Source organism: Denitrobacterium sp. (assembly GCF_056180635.1).
Window position 1 is genome coordinate 1 of sequence record NZ_JAZZJS010000014.1, and the last position, 19992, is coordinate 19992.

The following is a 19992-nucleotide window of genomic DNA, read 5'->3' on the forward strand; positions in this document are numbered from 1 at the left end:
CATGGCTACGATCCGACTTCCCAGAACACCAGAAACGGTACCGCGACCCACTGCGTGATGGCGCCGGGCACGGCCGAGTAATCCCACGAGGAAGCATGCATGAACGTGCTCATCGACCAACCCGTAAACTGCTCGAGCGAGCCGCCCACCACAACGGACACCAGAAAGACCTGCCAAGCGGTGGCATGCTTGCGGCGCATGTAGAACGTGATGATGGTAAGAAGCGTGGCACCCACGCCATAGAGCGGGGAAAACGGGCCCCACACCAGGCCCACGCGGCTTTGCGTAAGGCCAGCGGTAACGAACATCCAGGTTTCCTCGAGGAACAGGCCCAGCACGCTCCCCACGAAGAAGAGCAGGACGATCTGGTACCAGCCAATATGCAGCTGATCGAGGAATTCAACGCGGCGCACCTTGCGCGCAGCACGCACTTTCGCACGCTGGACTCGCGTGAGATACGGGCGCTTTTCCAGCTCGTGCTGCATGGAAAGGCGCTTTTCATCGCGCCATTTCTGCGTCTCGTTAAGCGCCTGGCGTACGTCGTCGCTTAGGCGCTGCTCATCGGCCAGGGAGCGCAGGCGCTTGCCAATTCCGAAGCGAACAATGCACGTGCGCACCAGAAAAATCACGCCACCAATGACGACGATAAGCGCAAACAGTGTTGCGAGTAAAATAAGCAAGCCAGACTCCTACCGTAAAATTGCACCCGCTCCATGATACCCTATGCCGCATGGGTTTATTTGCACTGCATATACTTGCCAGCGGGAGCAAGGGAAACGCCGCCATCGTGGAAGACGCGTCCACGGGCAAAGGCGTACTCATCGACTGCGGCATCAGTGGGAAAGCACTGTTCGAACGCAGCGAGGAAACAGGCTTCGACCTACACAACCTGCAATCGGTTCTAGTTACCCACGACCACACCGACCACATCAGCGGCCTGGGCGTTTGCCTGCGCAAGCTGGCGAAGCAGAACATCCGCCCCACGGTATACACGCAGGCCTCCATCATCGACGGCTGCAGCGTTGTGCGCGAACTCGCGCAAGCGCACGACATTCGCGCGTTCGACATCGAGCGCGACGTGCTTGCCATTGCGGGAATGAGCGTTATCCCCTTCCCCACCTCGCATGATGCCATCTCCTCTTGCGGCTTCCGCTTCGAGAACGCCGATGATGCACTGGGGTTCATGACCGATACGGGCATGGTAACGGGAAGCGCCCACGAAGCGCTTGGGAACGTGCGCATTCTGGGACTGGAAAGCAACCACGACCCCGCCATGCTACGCGCATGCGCCTACCCGGCTTACGTGAAGAAGCGCATTGCCGGCGACGGTGGCCACCTCTCTAACGAGCAAGCGGCAGAAGAGCTGGAAGCCCTGCTGGGAACCAAGCTCGAGCACGTGGCCGCGCTGCACATCTCGCAGAACTCGAACGACTATCGCATGCCGGGCGAATCGCTGCGACGCAGCGTCGAACGTGCAAGTCACAGTGCCCAGGTGCACGTGGCGTACCAGAGCAAGCCCATCGTCGTTCGCTAGAAACCACTACTCTTCCGCTTCAAGCGGTTCCCCTGGCCATTGCCACGCCTGGGCAAACGCGACGAATTCGCTTACCGCCGAGGTAAGACGCGCTTTATTCCATGCAATGCCATAGCGCATATGGGCTGCCAGATCGGAAAAGGGCACGAAGGAAATGCCGTCGGTTTCGCGGCAGAAGGTATATGGCATGCACGTGATGCCGCACCCCGCCAGCACGAGCGAGATCGTAGCCTCGTGATGGTTGCCGCGCACCAAGCGATCGGAGCGGACGCCCACGCGCTCGAACGCATCGTAGAGGCGCTTGAAGAACCGCGGCGAGGTTTCCTGGCTGAAGAACATCATGGGCTCGTCGACGATATCGCCCACCGAAACAGATTCGAGCCCCGCCAGGCGATGCGACGGTGGCACGACAACGCAAACGTTCTCGCCGAACAGAGGAATCGCTTCGATGGCGCTCTGCCCCTCCACCTCGGAAAGCTCCACGAAAGCCACGTCGAGCTTTCCGCTCTCGAGGCCCTTCATGAGGTTGTTCCAGGTATCTATCTCAATATCGACTTCGATGCCTGGGTTTGCTTCCCGATACGAGCGCACCATATCGGGCACGCCCGCCCACGAAACGGGCCCGTGAAACCCCATGCGCACCTGACCACCCATATGGACGCTCTCGAGCTCGATGGCCTTGCGCGCCTTGTCGTACTCGTCGATGATCCGGCTGAAGCGCTCGAAGGCAACCTGCCCCGCAGGCGTGAGCGCAATGGTGCGACCGCGCTGCAGAAGCTGCGTTCCCATTTCCGCTTCCAGCGCCTTCATCTGGGCGGACATGGCAGGTTGCGTAATGAACTGCTCGCGCGAAGCCTTCGAGAGGCTGCGCGTCTGAGCCACGGAAACGAAACATCGCATGCGAAAGATATCCATCACGTCACGCTTTCTCGCATAAAAAGGAAAACGGCGGCGCCAACTGCAGAGCGCCGCCGTTCTATATCATCAAGCTAGCCGGGAGGGCAACTAGCTTAGATGGTATACCAAGTTGCGCCTACATGCCCGCGATGTATTCCGCCGCCAGGCGACCACCCGTGGCGCACCAGCCCTGCTCAGCGCCGGACATCACGTCCACGTCATAGCAGAAGCCCGTGTAGCTGCTGGCGTCGGTACCCAGCGCGAACAGATGCGGAATCGGCTGGCTTTCGCCATCGAGCACGCGCAGGTACTCGTCAACGTTCAAGCCGCCCACGCTCGTGAAGATGGCGCGCTGGATATGCGCACCGTAGAACGGCGGCGTGGAAAGGGGCGCGAAGCTCGTGGTTCCGAACTTCGGGTCGGAGCCAGCGGCGGCGCAGGCATTGTACTCGTCCACCGTCGCGGTAAGCTCATTGGGGTCGATGCCGAGCTTTTCAGCCAGCTCGGCAATGCTATCAGCGCGGAAGACATTACCCGCGGCGATGTTTTCCTCTACGGCCTCGCGACCGCCCTCGATGGGCTCACCGGTAACATGGCCCACGGAAATGAGGCCCACGACCATGCCCTCGTTGCAGAGCTTGTCGAGATACGCCTGGTCCATGAGCGTGTAGCACTTTTCCTGCCCGATGATGGCGTTCGAAGCGGCTGAGAAGTCGGCGCACATTTCCTCGTTGAAGAAGCGCTTGCCCTTCTCGTTCACGCGAAGCGCGGGCTGCCACGAGAACACCCAGTTCGCAGGCTCTTCGAATTCGTTGCAACCGGGGATACGCGTGGAGCCGTACATCAGGTTCGAGGGAATATGCAGCGCGGCACCCGCTTCGGTGGCCATGGCAATGCCATCGCCGTCGCGACCAGCGGCACCCCAGTTCCAGACCTTGTCGAAATCAGCCTGGCAGAATTTCTCGAACATGTCCTTGTTGTTGCTATAGCCGCCCGTGGCCAGAATCACGTTCTCGGCCTTGAGCGCGTATTCCTTCTTGGCTTCCTCGAAGTACACGCCCGCGACTTCGCCATCCTCGATGATGAGGCCCGTAGCAGGAGCTTCCTTGCGAACGTCGACGCCCAGCGACTGCGCGAGCTCGACCATCGGGTTGATGAGGCCCTTCTGAATGCGCACCGGATTGCCATCGGCGTCGGCGGGCAAATGCCAGCTGGGGTACGAATGCGGAGAGGTAACCGTGGCCTGGAAGAAATCGATGCCGCAGTCGTTATGCAACCAATCGATGGTGGCGCCGGAGTTCTGAATGTAGCGACGCAGCACTGCGCTGTTCGCAGCCCAATGGTGGTATTCCTGCGTGCGCATGAACACTTCGTTTTCATCGAAGTGCAGGCCCTGGTCGCGATGCATGTAGGAGTTCACCGCGCCCACGCCCTCGGCGTAGCCCGAAGAACCACCGTACACGGCGTTCTTCTCGAGCAGCACGACCTTCAGGCCCAGCTGAGCCGCACGCACGGCAGCGCAGCAGCCAGCCGTGCCCGATCCCACGACAACGAGGTCGCACGTGAGCGTCTCCTGCGGATTGTGCTCAGTTTTCACCGCAGCCGTCGTGTCCGAGCTGGAAGCTTCGGACTTCTGAGCCTTCGAGGGAGCGCAGCCCGTCATACCTGCGGCAAGCGCGCCACCGGCCAGCACGGCCCCCGTGAGAAAGTTCCTGCGAGTTAGTTCCATTCTGTTCCTCCATTCCCATAATCCGAGCCTCCCAATAGAACGGCACCCGGACAGGAACAGCGTAATTTCCCAGATGGAGCCTTACAATTTGCAATGGCTTATGCAAGCATAAGCGCGATTAATAGCCGCAGGTAAGCGCGGGGGTTCAAAGGGCCGAGCCGCGAAAAATGAACCAACGCGCATCCGCGCTGCAGCACGAAAAACCCCGCCGCATACGCGACGGGGCTATAAAACAGCTTGGGAAAAAGCGCTACACGAGACGCACGGCAGTGCCGTACGCAAGCATTTCCTGCGTGCTCTCCATAACCGAAGAACCCGCATAGCGCATACCCACGATAGCGTCGGCGCCCAGCGCCTCGGCCTCGGCAATCATACGCTGCTCGGCAATCGCACGACCCTCGTTCATCATGTCGGTGTAGCTCTTGATTTCGCCACCGGCAATGCTCTTGAAACCCGCCATGACATCGCGCCCAATGTGCTTGGAAGTTACGACATTGCCGCGTACCAGACCCAGCACTTCAATCTGACGACCAGGAATAACATCGCTCGTGGAGATAAGCATGAGTGCCCCCTTCTACGTCACTGAACAGTGACACTATTCTAGCAGACGCTCGCGAAAAATGGCGACGCGCGCTGCTCGAGCGCGAAGCGTTACGAGCGCCTGCTGGGGCTCATCTCGTACACTTCGTCGCACAAGCCCATCGTCGATTGGCGATGCGACACCAGCACCACGGTCTCGCCCGCATACTGCTCGCGCAGCGACTTCAGGATCACCGCCTCGTTCAGCGAATCGAGATTGCTCGTGGGCTCGTCCAAGAGCAACAGCGGGGCGTTATGCAGAAACGCACGCGCCAAGCCGATGCGCTGGGCTTCGCCGCCCGACATATTGTCACCCAGCTCGCCCACATTCGTGTCGTAGCCATGAGGCAACGTCTGAACGAACTCGTGAAGCGATGCCTTCTTCGCCGCCTCGATAACCTCATCGCGCGTTGCGCCGGGTTTGCCCACGGCGATGTTGTTCGCCACCGTGTCATGGAAAAGCCAGGTCTGCTGCGAAACGCAGGACTCGAAATTGCGCAGATCGACTGTGTTCAGGGCACGCACATCGCGACCCGCCACGTGCACGGAGCCTCGCTGTGCGTCCCAAAAGCGCATGAGGAGCTTCAGAATCGTGCTCTTGCCCGAACCGCTAGGCCCGTGAATGCCCAGCACGCGACCACGCGGTACGCGCAGGGAATAGCCATCGAGCACCGGTTCGCCCTCGTAGGAAAACCGCACGTCGCGAAGCTCGGCAGCGGAAACATCGGAGGCACCTTCCCCCGCGTTCAGCGATGCCCCATTCGCAACCTTGCGCACTTCAGGCTCTTCCTCCAGCAGGTCAAGCACGCGCTGCCCTGCGGCAAGCGTGGAATTGAGCGTACTCGACAGGTTCGACAGCGCAGTAACGGGCCCAAACGAGCTCATCATGGCAACCGTAGCCACGAGCACCTGCGCAAACGTGGCTTGTCCATCCACGAACAACGCAAGCATGACGAAGAGCATCGTCCACGAGAATACCTGTATGAACAGGCTCGTTGCGGAAAGTTGCCCCATCATGACGCGATTCATCTCCCCGCTCATCGACGCAATGTCGCGCGAACGCTCTTCCATACGGCGCGCACGGCTCTCGCCGCCGCCGAACTGGATCGTCTCATCGAGTCCGTACAGGGAATCGAGCACGAAACTGTTCAGATCGCCCAGCGCATTGCGCATGCGGTAGCTCTTCTGAGCGCCACGGCTTCCATTCCATAGAGGAATGCCCAGGCCAACCGCCAGGTATGCAATCAACGCTACGATGGCGGCCGCGGGATGCACCCACGCCATGAAGCAAACCATGGCAAGCGACGTGAGCACAGCTATGGCGATGGGCGAAATCGTATGAGCGTAGAACACCTCGAGCAGTTCGATATCGCTCGTGATGATGGAAACGAGATTGCCCTTGTCGCGCCCCTCAAGCTTAGCGGGCGCAAGGAGGCGCAGGCGGGCGAACACCTTATGACGAATGAGCGCGAGCATCTTGAATGCAATGTAATGGTTGCAATACTGCTCGCCGTAATGCAGGAAGCCCCTGGCCACGGCAATGCCAATGATGACGGCGAAGAACAGGGTCGCATCCTGCGTGAACCACTCCCCTATACCTGCCTGCCCCACCATGTCGGCGGCAACATTCGCAACGCCAAGGGAAGCGAACACCGTAAGGAATATGGCGCACAGGAATCCCAATACGCCCAGAATGATGGCCAGCACCATAACAGGCATAAGCGGAGCCACCAGCCCGATGAGGCGCCCCATGATGCTTACGCCGGAAGAACGCGTGGTGGAAACGTTAACGTTCTGGCTCATGCGCATACCCCCTCTCCCTCGTGGACAAAGCGCGCGTCAGAGCCCGCCGCATACGACTCGAGCTCGCGCTGCGCATTGAACAAGTGGGCATACGCGCCGCCGAGCTCCATCAGCTGCGCATGGGTGCCACGCTCGGCAACCTCCCCATCGCGCAGCAGGTAGATCGCGTCGGATTCGACGACATTCGCCAGGCGATGCGAGATGAGCAGCACCGTCTTGCGTTTCGCAAGCTCGTGAATGACGCTCATGATGGCCTCTTCGCTTTCCACGTCGATGCTGCTCGTGGCCTCGTCGAACACGTATGCTGCAGTGTCGCGCAGAAGCGCACGGGCCAAGGCCAGTCGCTGACGCTGACCGCCCGAAAAGTTGCTACCACCTTCCGCAACCGACGTTGCAAGGCCTTCTTCGCCCTCCAGGAATGCAAGCAGGTTTACCGCTTCGAGTGCGCCGTTCATCTGCTCATCGGTGGCGTGCGGATTGCCAAGCAGAAGGTTCGAGCGAACGGTGCCCTTGAACAGGTGAGCATCGCACCCAACCAGCGTAATATGCTCATGCAGGCTCACCTCGTCCACCTGGGACAACTCAACGCCGTTCACGCGAATGCTGCCGCTGTAACCGCGGTTGCGCCCCGCAAGCAAACCGGCAATGGTGCTCTTGCCGCAGCCCGAAGTGCCCACAAGCGATACGAACGAGCCAACGGGCAGGTCAAGCGACACGTCACGCAGAATGGGACGCTCGCCATCATAGGAAAAGGCAACGCGATCGAACGAAAACGACGCGGGGCCCGACGGCAAGCGTTCGCCGCCCTCTGCGGGCTCCTCCATGTCCAACAGCGCGAAGATATCGTCGCTCGCCGTCATGCCGTTCATTGCCACGTGAAAGTAGCTGCCCAAGCGACGCATGGGCAGGAAGAACTCGGCGGCCAGAAGCACGATAGCAGTCGCTCCCGCAACCGTGATATCCCCCGCGAACAGCTGAGACAGCGCCACCACGATGCCCACGGCGGCACCACCATACGCGCCAATGTCCATTACCGACGTCGAATTCAGCTGCATTTTCAGCACCTGCATAGTGGCCTTGCGGAAATCTTCGGCCTCTTCATCCATGCGCTTCGCAGCGGCTTCATCGGCCTGATAGATCTTCAGCGTGGTAAGACCCTGCAAATTATCAAGAAAGCCGTCGCCCAGCTGCGTGTAGCTCCCCCAATAGCGCTTAAACAGACGCCCGGCCACTTTCTGCACCAAGACGATGGACAGTGGGATGAGCGGCACGCACAGCAGCAGCACACCCGCCGCGAGCGGACTCACGAACGCAAGAACGACAAACAGCGTGATGGGAGCCAAAAGAGCATAGAAGAGCTGCGAGAGGTAGAGCCCGTAATACGTTTCCAGCTGCTCGACTCCCTCTACCGCCAATTGCACGACCTTCGACGTCGACACATCGGCGCGATACGACGCGCCCAGGCGCAGCAGCTTGCGGTACACCTTGTCGCGCAACACCCGCTTCACGTCGACGCTCGCCAGATACGACGCACGCGTTTCCGCGCGCCCCGCGCCTATGCGCACCGCCACGCCCAGAACAACCACAAGAGCGCATTCGGCAATGGCAAGCACGGAAAGCGCTCCGCCAAGCGCACGCTCGAGCAAGCTGGCAACCTGCAGCACGATAACGATTTGCGCGACGAGCGAAATCCACTTCCATACGACTTGGCGAACAATGTACTTCTTCGACTCGGCGAGCAGTTTGAGCAGCCGCGTTTTAATCATCGAGCCCCACCTTTACAAAACCGGCGCCTCGCGCGTCGATTTCCGCGCGAGGCGCCGCCCTTACTTACTCACATTCAAAACGAACGGCTTGCCGTTCACGGACACCACGTCGAGGTCGACGCCGTACACATCGCGCAGGAGCTCGCCCGTGACGATTTCCTCCGGCGCGCCCTGAGCTGCGACGCGCCCCTGGGAAAGGGCAATGACCTCGTCACTGTAATGCAGCGCCTGGTTCATGTCGTGCAGAACCATCACGATGGTCATGCCGTATTCGCGGTTCAACGTACGCACGAGGTCGAGAATATCGAGCTGATAGCGAATGTCCAGGTACGTCGTGGGTTCGTCGAGCAGAAGAACGCTCGAGCCCTGAGCCAGGCTCATGGCAATCCAGACGCGCTGGCGCTGACCACCCGAAAGGGCCGAAACCGCGCGCTTGCGCACACCCTGCAGATTGGTAACGTCGAGCGCCCAGTTGATGCAGCGCTCGTCCTCGGCCAGCGCCTCGGCGCTGTTGCGCCCGCACTTGCCATGGCGATGCGGGAAGCGCCCGAACGACACCAGGTCTTCCACCGACAGATCGGCGGGGGCGGTATTCGTCTGATGCACGATGGCCACCAGCTTGGCGAAATCGAACAGACGCAGGTCGGCCACGTTGCCGCCACGCAGAAACACGCGGCCCGAAAGCGGCGAAAGGTTCTTGGTGAGCAGGTTGAACAACGTAGACTTACCCGAACCATTTGCACCGATGAGCGTCGTGATGCATCCTTCGCGAATGCCCAGCGAAAGATTCTGGAACAGCAGGTTATCGCGCGTATAGCCAAACGTGAGGTCCTGCACGGTGAACACGTTGCCCTTAGGGGCGTCAAGCGTAACGGGGCCGTTCTGCGCCGCCATCGACGTTTGCATGTCCGCCATGAGATCTGGGACCTGCATGGCATCCTTGCCCTTACGCGCCATAGGAATCACCCGCCCTACGAAGCAGGAAAATGAACATGGGACCGCCGACGATAGCCATGATCACGGCAGCGGAAATCTCATACGGCGCTGCAAGCGTACGGCCAAGCGTGTCGGCTAGAAGCAGGCAAAACGCACCCAAGAGCATGGAATATGGAATGAGGACCTTATGGCTGGTACCCACGAGCAGGCGCGCGCAGTGCGGAACGACGAGGCCCAGGAAGCTGATGGGGCCGATGATTGCCGTGGTGATGGACGCCAGAAGCACCGCGATAGCCGAAATGGCGAAGCGATTCAGATTCACATTCACACCCAGCGACCGCGCTGTCTTATCTTCCAGGGCAAGCAGATCGCAGCGCTTGAACACCAGCAGCGAAAGCACAAGGCCCACCAGTGCATACGCGCCCAACGTGGTGAAATCGTCCCAGGTCTTCATGGTGATGCTCGATTCCACCAAGCTTGTTACGCTCGAGAAAACCCCACCCGTGGAACCGCTGAGGAGCGCGGCAATGCCCGTGAACATGGCGCTGATGGCTACGCCCACCAGGATGATGCGCAGCGGCGAAATGCGCCCTGCATGCCAAGACAGCATATACACCAGGCAAAACGCGAACAAGCCGCCGCAGAACGCCAGAATGGGCGTGAAGTAGAAGAGCATCGGGAAGAATGCCGTGACCAGAACGGCACAGCATTCCGCACCTGCCGAAATGCCGATAATGCCCGGGTCGGCAAGGGGGTTGCGAATCACAGCCTGCAGAAGCACGCCGCTCGTGGCCAGGGCGGCACCACCCACGATCGCGATGAGGATACGCGGAAAGCGCAGGTCGTACACCGTTGCAACGCTGTCGTCGTACTGCACGAACAGCCCGTTCAACAGCTGTTCGGGCGATACTTTCAGGCTTCCCGTGTTCACGGCCACGAAGAACAGCGCAACGAGCGCAATGGTCGTTACCACGAACGCAGCAACACGGCGCGAGGTGCTGGGCGCTTCGGCCCGCGCTCGCTTCTTTTTCGCTAGATGATGCATGGTCTCTTCCGGTTTCCGCGCCTAGGCGCTCTTATATAGGTATTCGCGCAGCTCGTTCAGGGCATCGGGATACGAGAAGGTAGCGCTCATGCCGAAGTTCTCGTACGTGAGATCGTAGACCCTGCCCTCCTGAACGGCCTTGAAGTGCTTCCAGATGTCGTTCGTCTCGAACTCGTTGGCGAACATCTTGCGAACGTCATCGGGCATGGCGTGCGCCGTGCGCAGGATGATGTCGGGTTCGCGCGATTGCATGTCTTCGGTGTTGGCGTCGAGAAATTCCTCGCTCGTTCCGGCATACACGTTTTCTCCGCCCGCCATTTGAACCAGGCCGCCCGCATACGAATGCTCGGTGGCAACCAGATACGAACCGGGCACGCCCATAAGCACGAGCACGCGCGGGGCCTCGCGCCCCTCGATGGTAGCGTTGAACGCGCGCATGAATGCATCGTATTCTGCGCGCAACGCCGACGCCTGCTGGACGCGATTGTACTTACGCCCCAGGTAATCGATGGAATCGTACATTCCGTCCACGCTAGACAGATCAAGGAAGATGCAACCCACATGTATGCCCGCGTATTTCGGCTGCAAATCGGCCTGCAGCGAATTCGGCGAGATGATACATGTGGGATGCATACTGGCAAGCAGTTCAAGATCGGGCGACATGGGCATGCCAACCTGAGTTACGTTGGCGTAGCGCTCGGGAATGTTCGCCGAGGTGGCGGGAATGCCGATAAGGTCGAGCTCGAGCTTATCGGCGATTTCCAACCCTGCGGCACTCGTCATGACGAGCTTGGGGCTTCCGCCCTCTTCCAATTCCGGATGCTGATTCACGCACCCGGAAAGAACCGTGGGAACGGCGGCCGCGGCGCACGCGACGGCCGCCCATGAAACAAACTTCCTACGGGAGATGCAGTACAATGCTATTCCTTACCAGCCCCGCGAGACGCCTGGGCAGCTGCCGCGGCGGCATCCTGCTTTGCACGATTGGGCTTCAGCACCGCAACATAGACAATCACACCCGCAACAACGACAACGGCCAGAATGATGCCAATGATGAGCGGATAGTTCAGACTACTAGCGCCCGTGTCGGTCGCGCCGTCCTTCACTTCGTTGCCGTCGGCGTTGAACTCGGAAACGCCCTTGGCAGAGCCATCCGAAGAACCACTGGCGGCGGGCTCGTTCGACGCGGAAGAATCGGCAGCAGCCGAAGATGCGGCGGCATTCAGGGCCTCGACGTCGATGGTCTGCTCGAAGCCAGCGGTGTTGCCGGCGGTAAGGTTCGAAAACGTCACGAAGAACGTAACCGAGCGGCCCATGGGCGTAACGAACATCTCGAAGCGCAGCGTAGGTGTGGTGGTGGTTGCCTTCAGCTGCAGGTCCACCATGTTCGATTCGGCATTCATGGAAAGCTTTACGGCATCCTGCACGGTGCCATACGAGGAACCATCGGTGCTGGCGGCAACCGTCACATCGCCAATCTGGTCGGCTTCATAGAAGCGCACGGAAACGAGCACTTCCCCATTGCCCTCGTCCTCGATCAGAGCATCAGGCTGAACGATGCCAGTAACCATGGTGGAGCCAAGCGCCTGGCCGCTTGCGCCGCCGCTGTCCTCCACTTCGCCCGTAACGGGGTTCGTGTAGCTAGGCGTAGCCGTGGCGGTATATACCGCAGCATCAGCCCAGGCCATACGCGGGAACATGATGGCGCAGATCGCAAGCGCGCACGCGAGGGCGCATGCCGCGACAGTAGTGTGCTTCATTCGTTGGGACATATCGTTCAATCCTTTGCTGTATTGATCGGGCGGAACTAGCGCTCGTTCATCTTCCTGCGAGCGGCCACGGCGGCAACGCCAGCGCTAAGCGCAATGGCAGCCGTAGCGGGGATAACGCCCTCGGGCAGGCTATCGCTCGTTCCGGGAAGCAGGCTTCCGCTCGTGGAGACGCCGGAATTCTTGGACGACGTGGCCACCTGACCCGTGTCGCCCCCCTTATCGACCGCCTGCGAGTAATACACGTGCAGATCGGCGGCAACGGAACCGCTGCCCAGCTCCTGCATGGGAACGATGGTCATGCTCACGCCATACACGGCATCGCTTTCCGTGGCGGGCACGGTCATGGTGTACTGGCGCAGGCTCGAGCTTTCGCTGGTAACGGAAATCTTGCCAGCGCTGCTGGTAAGACCGTCGATGTAGTCGGGGCGATTGGTGGAAAAGCTCAGCGTATACGTGCCGTTGCTCTGCGGGCGAACGAGCGCCACATCGCCGAAGTACTGATTGGACATCGACGTCTGGGAAGAACCCTGCTTAGAGAACATGATGGGCACCGCGTACACATGACCCGCCTGGAAGCCCTCGTCGTTGGTTTCGGACTGAGCGGCAAGACCATTAGACTCACCGTTGTTGTTCTGCGTCTGGTTTTCAGCAGCGCCACCGGCTTCGGTTGCCTCGGAAGCTTCGCTTCCCGTGGCCTCTTTCTCGCCCATGGCGGAGAGAAGCGCGGACGTGGCCTCGTCGACCTGGGACTGCGTGGCATCGCTTGCATCAAGCAGTTCGCTGGCCGCCTCGAGAGCCGAAGCCAGAGCGTCCGTACCCTTGCCAGCCTCGACCAGCTCCTTTGCCTTCCCTACGGCAGCGGCAAGCTTCGTGGTATCGAGCTCGGCGGGCTCGTCGATGGAAACGACCTGCAGGCTGCTCCAGTCGATATACAGCGCAGCGTCGACATACTCTTCCTTCATGGGGCTGTCGGCGCTCTGAAGGCTGATGAGAGCATAATCGCTGGCAGGCTTCACCAGGGGAATGTTCGCGGAGCCGCCGCTCACGGAAAGGCTTTCGGGGCTGCTACCCGTAAGCTCGTTACCAGACTGGCTGAAAGACTTGTAGTACTTCAGACCCGTAACGCTACCAGAAGCTCCCATCGTGGAAACCGTGCCAAGCTTCTGGGTGAGCGAGTAGGCACCGTCTTTCACCGTAAGCGTCTGGGTGCCATTGAACGCGCTCTGCGCCATGGAAGCCTTCGAGAGATCCTTTGCGCTCTTCAGTGCGACATCGACCTTGTACGTACCGTTCGGCAACTTCGCCGTATCAAGCGCGCCGTGCTCACCCGCGGAAATCGTAGCCGCATTGGCGACGCCCACCGTAGTTACGCCAGCCGTGCCCGCAACGAGCGTAGCAGCCAGAACCGCGGAAAGCGCAACACGCCCACCACGCATGGCGATCGATTCGTTATTCATTCATACCCCTGCTTTCCTATGCACACACCGGAGCGCGTTTTCGCCCCGTGAACAGTCATTCTGTACAGTTAGCCCAGCCTTACTAAGTGCTGTATTCTACTCCAAACGGTCCCCCTGTCTAGCCCGAACGGACCAACACCGCAACAGGAACACGTGCGGCTAGACCAGCGGATTTACCTCGAAAGGAAGCGGCGTGCCAGCCAGGCGAAGCGCACGCCCGAATGCGTTATTTCACGCCATACCAACCAATCCCCTCTTTCCGCCAACCCAGGCTCGCAAGATGATCGCGTTCCTTGACACTCGTCGTGTAATGGTGGGAACCAGCCGTAGCGTTGGGATTATACAGGCGATAGAGCGCCTCGCCGTTGCTTTCGTCGGAATACCAGCCAATGCCCTCGTAACTCCAACCCACAGACACCAAGCTGTTCTTCTCGTCGACGCTCGTGGTGTAGTGATGGTCGCCCGCATTAGGGTTGTACAGACGATACGCAGGCGCATCGCTCGTAACGGGAGCCGTCCAGCCCGTCCCCTCGTAATTCCAGCCAACCGACTTCAGATGGTCGCGCTCGCTCGCGTTCGCCGTGTAGAAATGCTCGCCCGAATTGGGGTTGTACAGGCGATACATCTTCTGCACCTCAACGCTGGGAGCAGAAGGCTCGCTGAGGTCGCCAGGTTCGACAGGCTCGCTAGGCTCAGCCTGGGGAGCGTTGTATGCGACCTCGCACGATGCCGTATACCAGCTTGCGTCGCGCACCTGCACCATGAGCTTCGCACCAGAGACGACCGTCCACGAGCACGTGGAAGACGCGCCCCAATCGCTCACGACCGTCTGGGCGCCATCAGCGTCAACTTGCACGAATCGATATGCAACGTCGCCGTCAACGCCACCCTGCGCCACGGCCGTAACCCGCACCGTTGCCCCCGCGGCAAGCGCCGCGTCGGACGTGGCTTCCACAGTGAGGGGCGTATAGGCCACGAGCTGCGTTGCCGGGTCGATGCCAGCGGAAAGCAGCGCGGCACGTGCGGTATTCCAGCCCTTGGAGCCCTCGATTGCGTAAACCTTCACGCTCGCGGGGTCGTACCTATTATTTGCGCTACTCGTGAGCGATAGACTAGTTAGCGTAGACGGCACGACGATGATATGGGGAGGCTGCGCGGAGCTGCGCGAAAGCGTAGCCGAAATCATGCCCTCGCCCAGGTAGAGCGTTTCAATGGGTCGCGCGTTGCCGCTCTCGCTGGAATTCGAGTAGCTGCCACTCTGGCCGCCGCGAATGACAACATGGGCGGGATTGGCGTTGGTGAACGCAGCGCGCGACACCGACGTGATATGCGTGCCGAAATCGGCTAGTTCAAGCGCGGTACCGCCAAAGCCATTCACTTCGCGCAGGCTATCGGGAAAGGAAACGTTGGAAAGCGACGAGCAACCGTAGAACGCATTCGCCTTAATGGAAAGCAGGCCCTCGGGCAGCGTGAGACTGCGCAGCGACGTGTTCTCGCGGAACGCATCACTCTCGATCGATACCGTGCCCGCCAACACGCTGTACTCCGTGAACGTATTGCTCGCGAGCGACTTCTCGAGATGCAGGCCATCGGACGCCTCACGATAGAGCACGTTCTCATTGGCCACGTATACTGCATTGTCTGCGGAAACCGAGAGCTCAACGATGCTGGGGCATCCGCCGAACAGCTCGTCATACGACGTATAGGACCCATTCGATGCGTAGGAGGGGAAACCCGTGCCAATATGAACGCTGGCAAGCTCCTTATTATTTGCGAATGCAGCTGCGCCAATGCTCGTAACGGAGTCGGGCAGCACCACGCTCGTAAGCGGCGTGGCGGTACCCGGCGGGCATACGCCGAACGCGCTCGCGCCAATCGTATGCAGGGCATTCAAGTCGCAACGGAAATCAACGTCATGCAGGTTTGCGCACGAAGCGAATGAAGAATCGCCCAGCGACGTCGCGCCACCCGTGTCGAGCGAGGGCATCTCCGATTCCTCGAATGCGTGGGCGCCCACCGTAACGGGCGTCTCGGGAAGCACGACGCCCGCGCTCAGGCGCGCATGCTTGAACGCATACTCGCCAATCGAGCGCACTGCGCCGAAATCGACTTCGGCCAAGCAAGCATCATGGAACGACGACGCGGCGAGCGCTTCCGTGCCCACAGGAATGGAGTACGCACCCGTAGCGCCGTAGCGGGCAGCGGGATACGCAATGAGCGTTTCGCCATCGGCGCTGAACAGCACGCCATCAACGGAAACGCATGCGGGCGCGGCGCCCGAAACTTCGATGGAGGAAAGAGCGGTATCGCCAATGAATGCACCCGTAAGGCCACTGGCCGCGCAGCCTGCGCCCACCGTAATGGTTCGCGTATGGTCCATCTGGGCAAACGCGCCCTCGCCTGCTGCCGTGAAGCCTAGCTCGGTTACGGAGTCGGGCACCACGAAGGAATCGATGTTCACGTGGGCAAACGCAGCGCCGCCCAGCGATGCCAGGCCGTCGTTCAGCGTAAGGCGCGCAAGCGCATAGCAGTTCGCGAACGCGGAAGCGCCAATCTGGCGCATGGAAGCGGGAAGCCCCTCGACGGCAGATGCATCGGAACGCGAAGTGCCCACCTGCACCACCTTCAAGCTTTCACACGAAGCGAAGGCGCTCTCGGCAATGCTTTGCACGCCATTGCCCAACGTGAGCTTCGCGAGCGAGGAGCCCTCGAACGCCGATGCCGGAACGGCGCTCACAGAGCCAGGAACGTACGCTTCCGCAATGCCCGACGACGCAAACACGCGATTGCCCAGGCTCTTCACGCTATCGGGCACATCGATGCTCGTGAGCGAGGAGCCCTCGAAAGCAGAGGAGCCAATGGATTCCAGCTTGCTATCCTGCGCATTCTCGAACGTCACCGAAACGAGCGACGACGTATTGGAAAACGCAGACGCGCCGATGCTCGTCACGCTCGCGGGAATAGCTACCGCCTGGATGGAAGAGCCGCTGAACGCGTTTGCGGCAATGGACGTGACGCCTTCGGGAATCTGAACGACGCTGCTGGCACCGGTATAGCCGGTGAGCACGCCGTTTTCGATCACAAATCCATCCGCATCAGGAGCGGCGGCAACTTTGGAAGACGCGTAGTTCAAACCGTAATCCCATGCGTACACGGGAATCGACGACAGGTCAGACGGAAAATCGGCCGCATTCAATTTCGCGTCAACCCAGGCGCTCTGGAGCTGTGCACGCGAAACAACAAACGTGTAGGTTCCGTCACTGGAAGACGTGGCGTCGGTGTCGAGCAAGCGATAGAAATACGTTCCGTTCGCAGGATTCTGGAAGCTGATGCCAGCAAGGCACACGGCATCGCTCGCAGTTACGGTTACAGTATCTTTTTCGCAGCTCACCGAGATAGACGGCGCTGTGGCATCATACGTGAACGTATACGTGCGCGTTTGCGCAGGAGCACCCTGAGCCGCAGGCTGCACGACCTCGGTAACCGTGCATGCGCCCTCGGGCGCTACCAGGCCGTTGTCGCCCACGCCGCTATATGCAGGCGGATTGGTAAACGCTTCCTCGCAATACGTATGCTTGTCGTTGGTGTTGCTCTTCGACACGTACGAATAGGCATACGTCTTCTGGTTTCCCGAGGCATCCGCGTAGGTATACGCGATCGACGAGGCATTGCGCAGCAGCGACGTAGCGGGCATGACCTTGCTGGGAGCCGCCGAAGCCGTCGACGACGAAAGCACGTACTTGCTCTCGTCGATGCGCGATACATCCTGCGCCTCATCGGCGCTCAGCAGCGGATTCACGCCCAGCGATGTCTTCGTGTTTGCATTCATCATGCGCCCTGCGAACAGCGAAGCCTCGACCGTGCCGGCCTTCACATCGGAAAGGCTTGCGTCAAGCGCAGACGCCTGGCCCCAATCACCCAGGAAGCCCAGGAAGGGAACCGACAGGTTCACCCCGCCGTCGGCAGAATTGAACATCACGAAGCCGTCGAGATACGTGCCGTTCACGGCGGAGGACAGCAGACGCGAACGCAGTTCGTCGGAGCAGGCAATCGACACGGAGACAGACACCTCGCCACCCGCGGGCACTTCAACCATATCGCCCTGAGCAGCGCCGCCATATGTAACATCCACGCCGTCGCCCGCGTAGTTCACCGAAGAGAGCGCGAACGAAGAGCCATCGCTGGAAAGCGCATCGGAGAGCGCGGCAGTGGATAGCGCAAACGAACGGTTCTGATTGCCCAGGTTATGCAGCGTCATCGAGAACGTCCATGTGCCCGTATCGCTATCGCCCAGCTCAGCCTTGGGGCGCGAGATGTCGGCGGCGCCATCGACGGTAACGTACACATCGGTCGTGGTGGCTGCGACCACATCCACCATACCCGAGCCCTGCTTGCGAGGCGAGTAGTAGCTGTTGGCCTGCGTGGTATCCACCAGGGGACGCGCCGTGCCCATTAGCAGCTGCGCAACCATGCTCGCCTTATCGGCGCTGGAAAGCGAAGCGAACTTGGCATCGCTCTCGACGTACTGCTGCACGAGCGCAGACGCGCCCGCCATGTAGGGAGACGACATCGACGTGCCCGACTTACGGCCATAGGCCTCGGTGCTGGAAGCGGAGGAAATGGACGAGTAGATGTTCCCACCGGGCGCGCTGATTTCCGGCTTGAGCGTCAGCTCGGGCGTAACGCCCCAGCTGGAATAGGAGCTCGCCGTGTAATTGGGGGAAACGGGCAAGGTAAGGCCCTGAACCAAGTCGACGGATTCGCTCGACGCAGCCGCCTGGGTTAGAGCGGCAGCGCTCGCAGAGCCCACGCTAATGACGGGCACGTTGTTCACCGTGCCGATATTCACCGCATACAAGTCGTCGCTCGTCTGGCGCACGATGATGGCGGCAACGTTCAACTTGCCGCGAATGGCCATAACGCGCTCCTGCGTGGAACCCGTATAAAGGCCTCCCTCGTCCACCAGCACAAACGCCTTCGAAGCATCAACGCCGGCCTGCTGCATATCCTCGACAAGCCGACTAACGTCGGAAAGCGAACCCTCATGCGCATCAAAGAGCGCATAGGAGCCGTTCGCCACGTCGGAGAACTCCTTCACCGTCGTGTTGACGCCGCCCGTAGCCTGGCAATACTCGACCTGCGTGCCATCGGCGAGCGTGAAATACGAGCCACCTACCGCATTGTCGACGCTTGCCACGGCCAGCGAGGGCACAAGCGAAGCTGGATCGGAGACGATGCCGTAATCCGGGTTCGAAGACGACACGACGCCATGCTCGCCCATCTGCGTGTATGCATTACCCTGCGAGACGCAGATAGTGCATCCCTCGGCGCGCAGCGCGGAAAGGCAATCGGAATACGTGCTCGAAGCGGCATCGGAAAAGCCGCCGTCAGAGCCCAGCGACATATTCACGACATCGGGTGCCAACACGGCACAATCGTCGAGCGCGGCCAGAAGCGTCGAATCGTAGATGGCGCCGTTGGTATCCACGCCCATCGCGGCAATCTGCGCACCCGGCGCAACGCCACGCGTTTCGCCCGCATTAGCTGCGGCGATGCCCGCAACGTGCGTGCCATGGCTCGACATGGGCGTCTTGTACTCGCTCGTCTTCAGGCCGTAGTTGTACCAGAAGGGAATCTTCTCGTTCGCATAGCGCGCATCCTGGCCACCCTGGGAAAGGGCGCTTCGCGCCTGTGCGATGCCTTCCTCCGAATACGCCAGAGCATCGTTGTCCATATCACCCGAAAACGCGATGTGACCGTCCTGCACCGAAGCGTCAATCACGGCAATGAGCTGGCCGGCGCCCGTCTGGGATACGCCGTTTACGTTACCCATGGCAAGCGTGGCCGTATTGCGCACCCACGTGCTTTCCTGCACAGAAAGCGCCTGCTCCTGCAGGTCGCCGGAATCGCTTTCCTCCACCGAATACGACTGCTCGATGAACGCGTTCTTTACTTCGGGAAGCGCCTGGATATCGGCAAGCGCAGAAGCGGGAACCTTTACCGCGAAACCGTCCATAACGTGGTAGTAATCCCACAGCTCAACGACGGAGCCGCTCTCGGACTGCGCAGAAAGAAAGCCGAAGATGCCGCCGCTGCCGCCCGATACGAGCGAACGGATGGAACTCTTCACCGCAACATGACGGTCGGTTTCGCTCTGCGCGAACAGACCAAAGAAGCCGCTGCTCTGCTCTTGGGGGTTCAGCTGTACAACCACGGTCACCAGGCTCTCGCCGTCTTGTTCGCCCGCGGCTTGCTGCGCGGCAGAAGAAGCCTCCTCCCCCGCGTACGTCAGAAGCGTATCGGCGCTCGCCTGCGCCATCGCGGCGCTGCCCGACGCCACTTCGCCTGTTCCCTCCTGCGCGAACGCTGGCTGGAACGGAACGGCAAGCGAGCCGGCCAACGCCAGCGCGCACGCGAAGCGCATGCCGTAACGACTGATTCCCATACCCACAGATAGCCTCCTAAAAAAGACCG

13 protein-coding genes are annotated in these 19992 nt (G+C 60.4%); 1 reads left to right on the forward strand and 12 read right to left on the reverse strand.

The genetic code is table 11. The annotated features are described in order from the left end of the window. Positions 1-5: 5 nt before the first annotated feature. On the reverse strand, positions 6-680 hold the full coding sequence (locus AC04P6_RS01195; RefSeq protein ID WP_475564767.1) for a putative ABC transporter permease: 675 nt from the start codon (positions 678-680) through the stop codon (positions 6-8). 50 nt (positions 681-730) lie between these two features. Between AC04P6_RS01195 and AC04P6_RS01200 the strand changes: the two genes are divergently transcribed. Continuing rightward, positions 731-1534, forward strand: a complete 804-nt coding sequence (locus tag AC04P6_RS01200; protein WP_475564768.1) for an MBL fold metallo-hydrolase — start codon at positions 731-733, stop codon at positions 1532-1534. A gap of 6 nt (positions 1535-1540) precedes the next feature. On the opposite strand, the gene AC04P6_RS01205 is transcribed toward AC04P6_RS01200, so the two are convergent. The 11 genes from AC04P6_RS01205 to AC04P6_RS01255 form a co-directional block, all read right to left on the reverse strand. Further along, positions 1541-2449, reverse strand: coding sequence for a LysR family transcriptional regulator (locus tag AC04P6_RS01205; protein ID WP_475564788.1), 909 nt, complete (start codon positions 2447-2449; stop codon positions 1541-1543). Positions 2450-2567: 118 nt separating this feature from the next. Continuing rightward, a complete protein-coding gene (locus AC04P6_RS01210; protein WP_475564769.1) occupies positions 2568-4160 on the reverse strand; it encodes an FAD-dependent oxidoreductase in 1593 nt (530 codons plus the stop codon). A 250-nt stretch (positions 4161-4410) separates the two neighbouring features. Next, positions 4411-4722, reverse strand: a complete 312-nt coding sequence (locus AC04P6_RS01215) for a YbjQ family protein (protein WP_475564770.1) — start codon at positions 4720-4722, stop codon at positions 4411-4413. Positions 4723-4811: 89 nt separating this feature from the next. Further along, the gene (locus AC04P6_RS01220) at positions 4812-6542 is read right to left on the reverse strand and encodes an amino acid ABC transporter ATP-binding/permease protein (RefSeq protein WP_475564771.1); all 1731 of its coding nucleotides are present in this window, start codon (positions 6540-6542) and stop codon (positions 4812-4814) included. Continuing rightward, a complete protein-coding gene (locus AC04P6_RS01225) occupies positions 6539-8308 on the reverse strand; it encodes an ABC transporter ATP-binding protein/permease (RefSeq protein ID WP_475564773.1) in 1770 nt (589 codons plus the stop codon). Before AC04P6_RS01225 ends, AC04P6_RS01220 begins: the two co-directional genes overlap by 4 nt. Before the next feature lie 60 nt (positions 8309-8368). After that, positions 8369-9241, reverse strand: coding sequence for an ABC transporter ATP-binding protein (locus AC04P6_RS01230; protein WP_475564774.1), 873 nt, complete (start codon positions 9239-9241; stop codon positions 8369-8371). A 13-nt stretch (positions 9242-9254) separates the two neighbouring features. Continuing rightward, positions 9255-10217, reverse strand: a complete 963-nt coding sequence (locus AC04P6_RS01235; RefSeq protein WP_475564775.1) for a FecCD family ABC transporter permease — start codon at positions 10215-10217, stop codon at positions 9255-9257. Between the two features lie 93 nt (positions 10218-10310). Further along, positions 10311-11207 (reverse strand): heme ABC transporter substrate-binding protein IsdE, encoded by an 897-nt coding sequence (isdE, locus tag AC04P6_RS01240; RefSeq protein WP_475564776.1) that lies wholly within the window; start codon positions 11205-11207, stop codon positions 10311-10313. A 2-nt stretch (positions 11208-11209) separates the two neighbouring features. Continuing rightward, entirely contained in the window at positions 11210-12049 is an 840-nt protein-coding gene (locus AC04P6_RS01245) for a heme-binding Shp domain-containing protein (RefSeq protein WP_475564777.1), read from the reverse strand. A 47-nt stretch (positions 12050-12096) separates the two neighbouring features. Beyond that, positions 12097-13518, reverse strand: a complete 1422-nt coding sequence (locus AC04P6_RS01250; protein WP_475564778.1) for a hypothetical protein — start codon at positions 13516-13518, stop codon at positions 12097-12099. A 226-nt stretch (positions 13519-13744) separates the two neighbouring features. Continuing rightward, the gene (locus tag AC04P6_RS01255) at positions 13745-19963 is read right to left on the reverse strand and encodes a leucine-rich repeat protein (RefSeq protein ID WP_475564779.1); all 6219 of its coding nucleotides are present in this window, start codon (positions 19961-19963) and stop codon (positions 13745-13747) included. Positions 19964-19992: the final 29 nt, after the last annotated feature.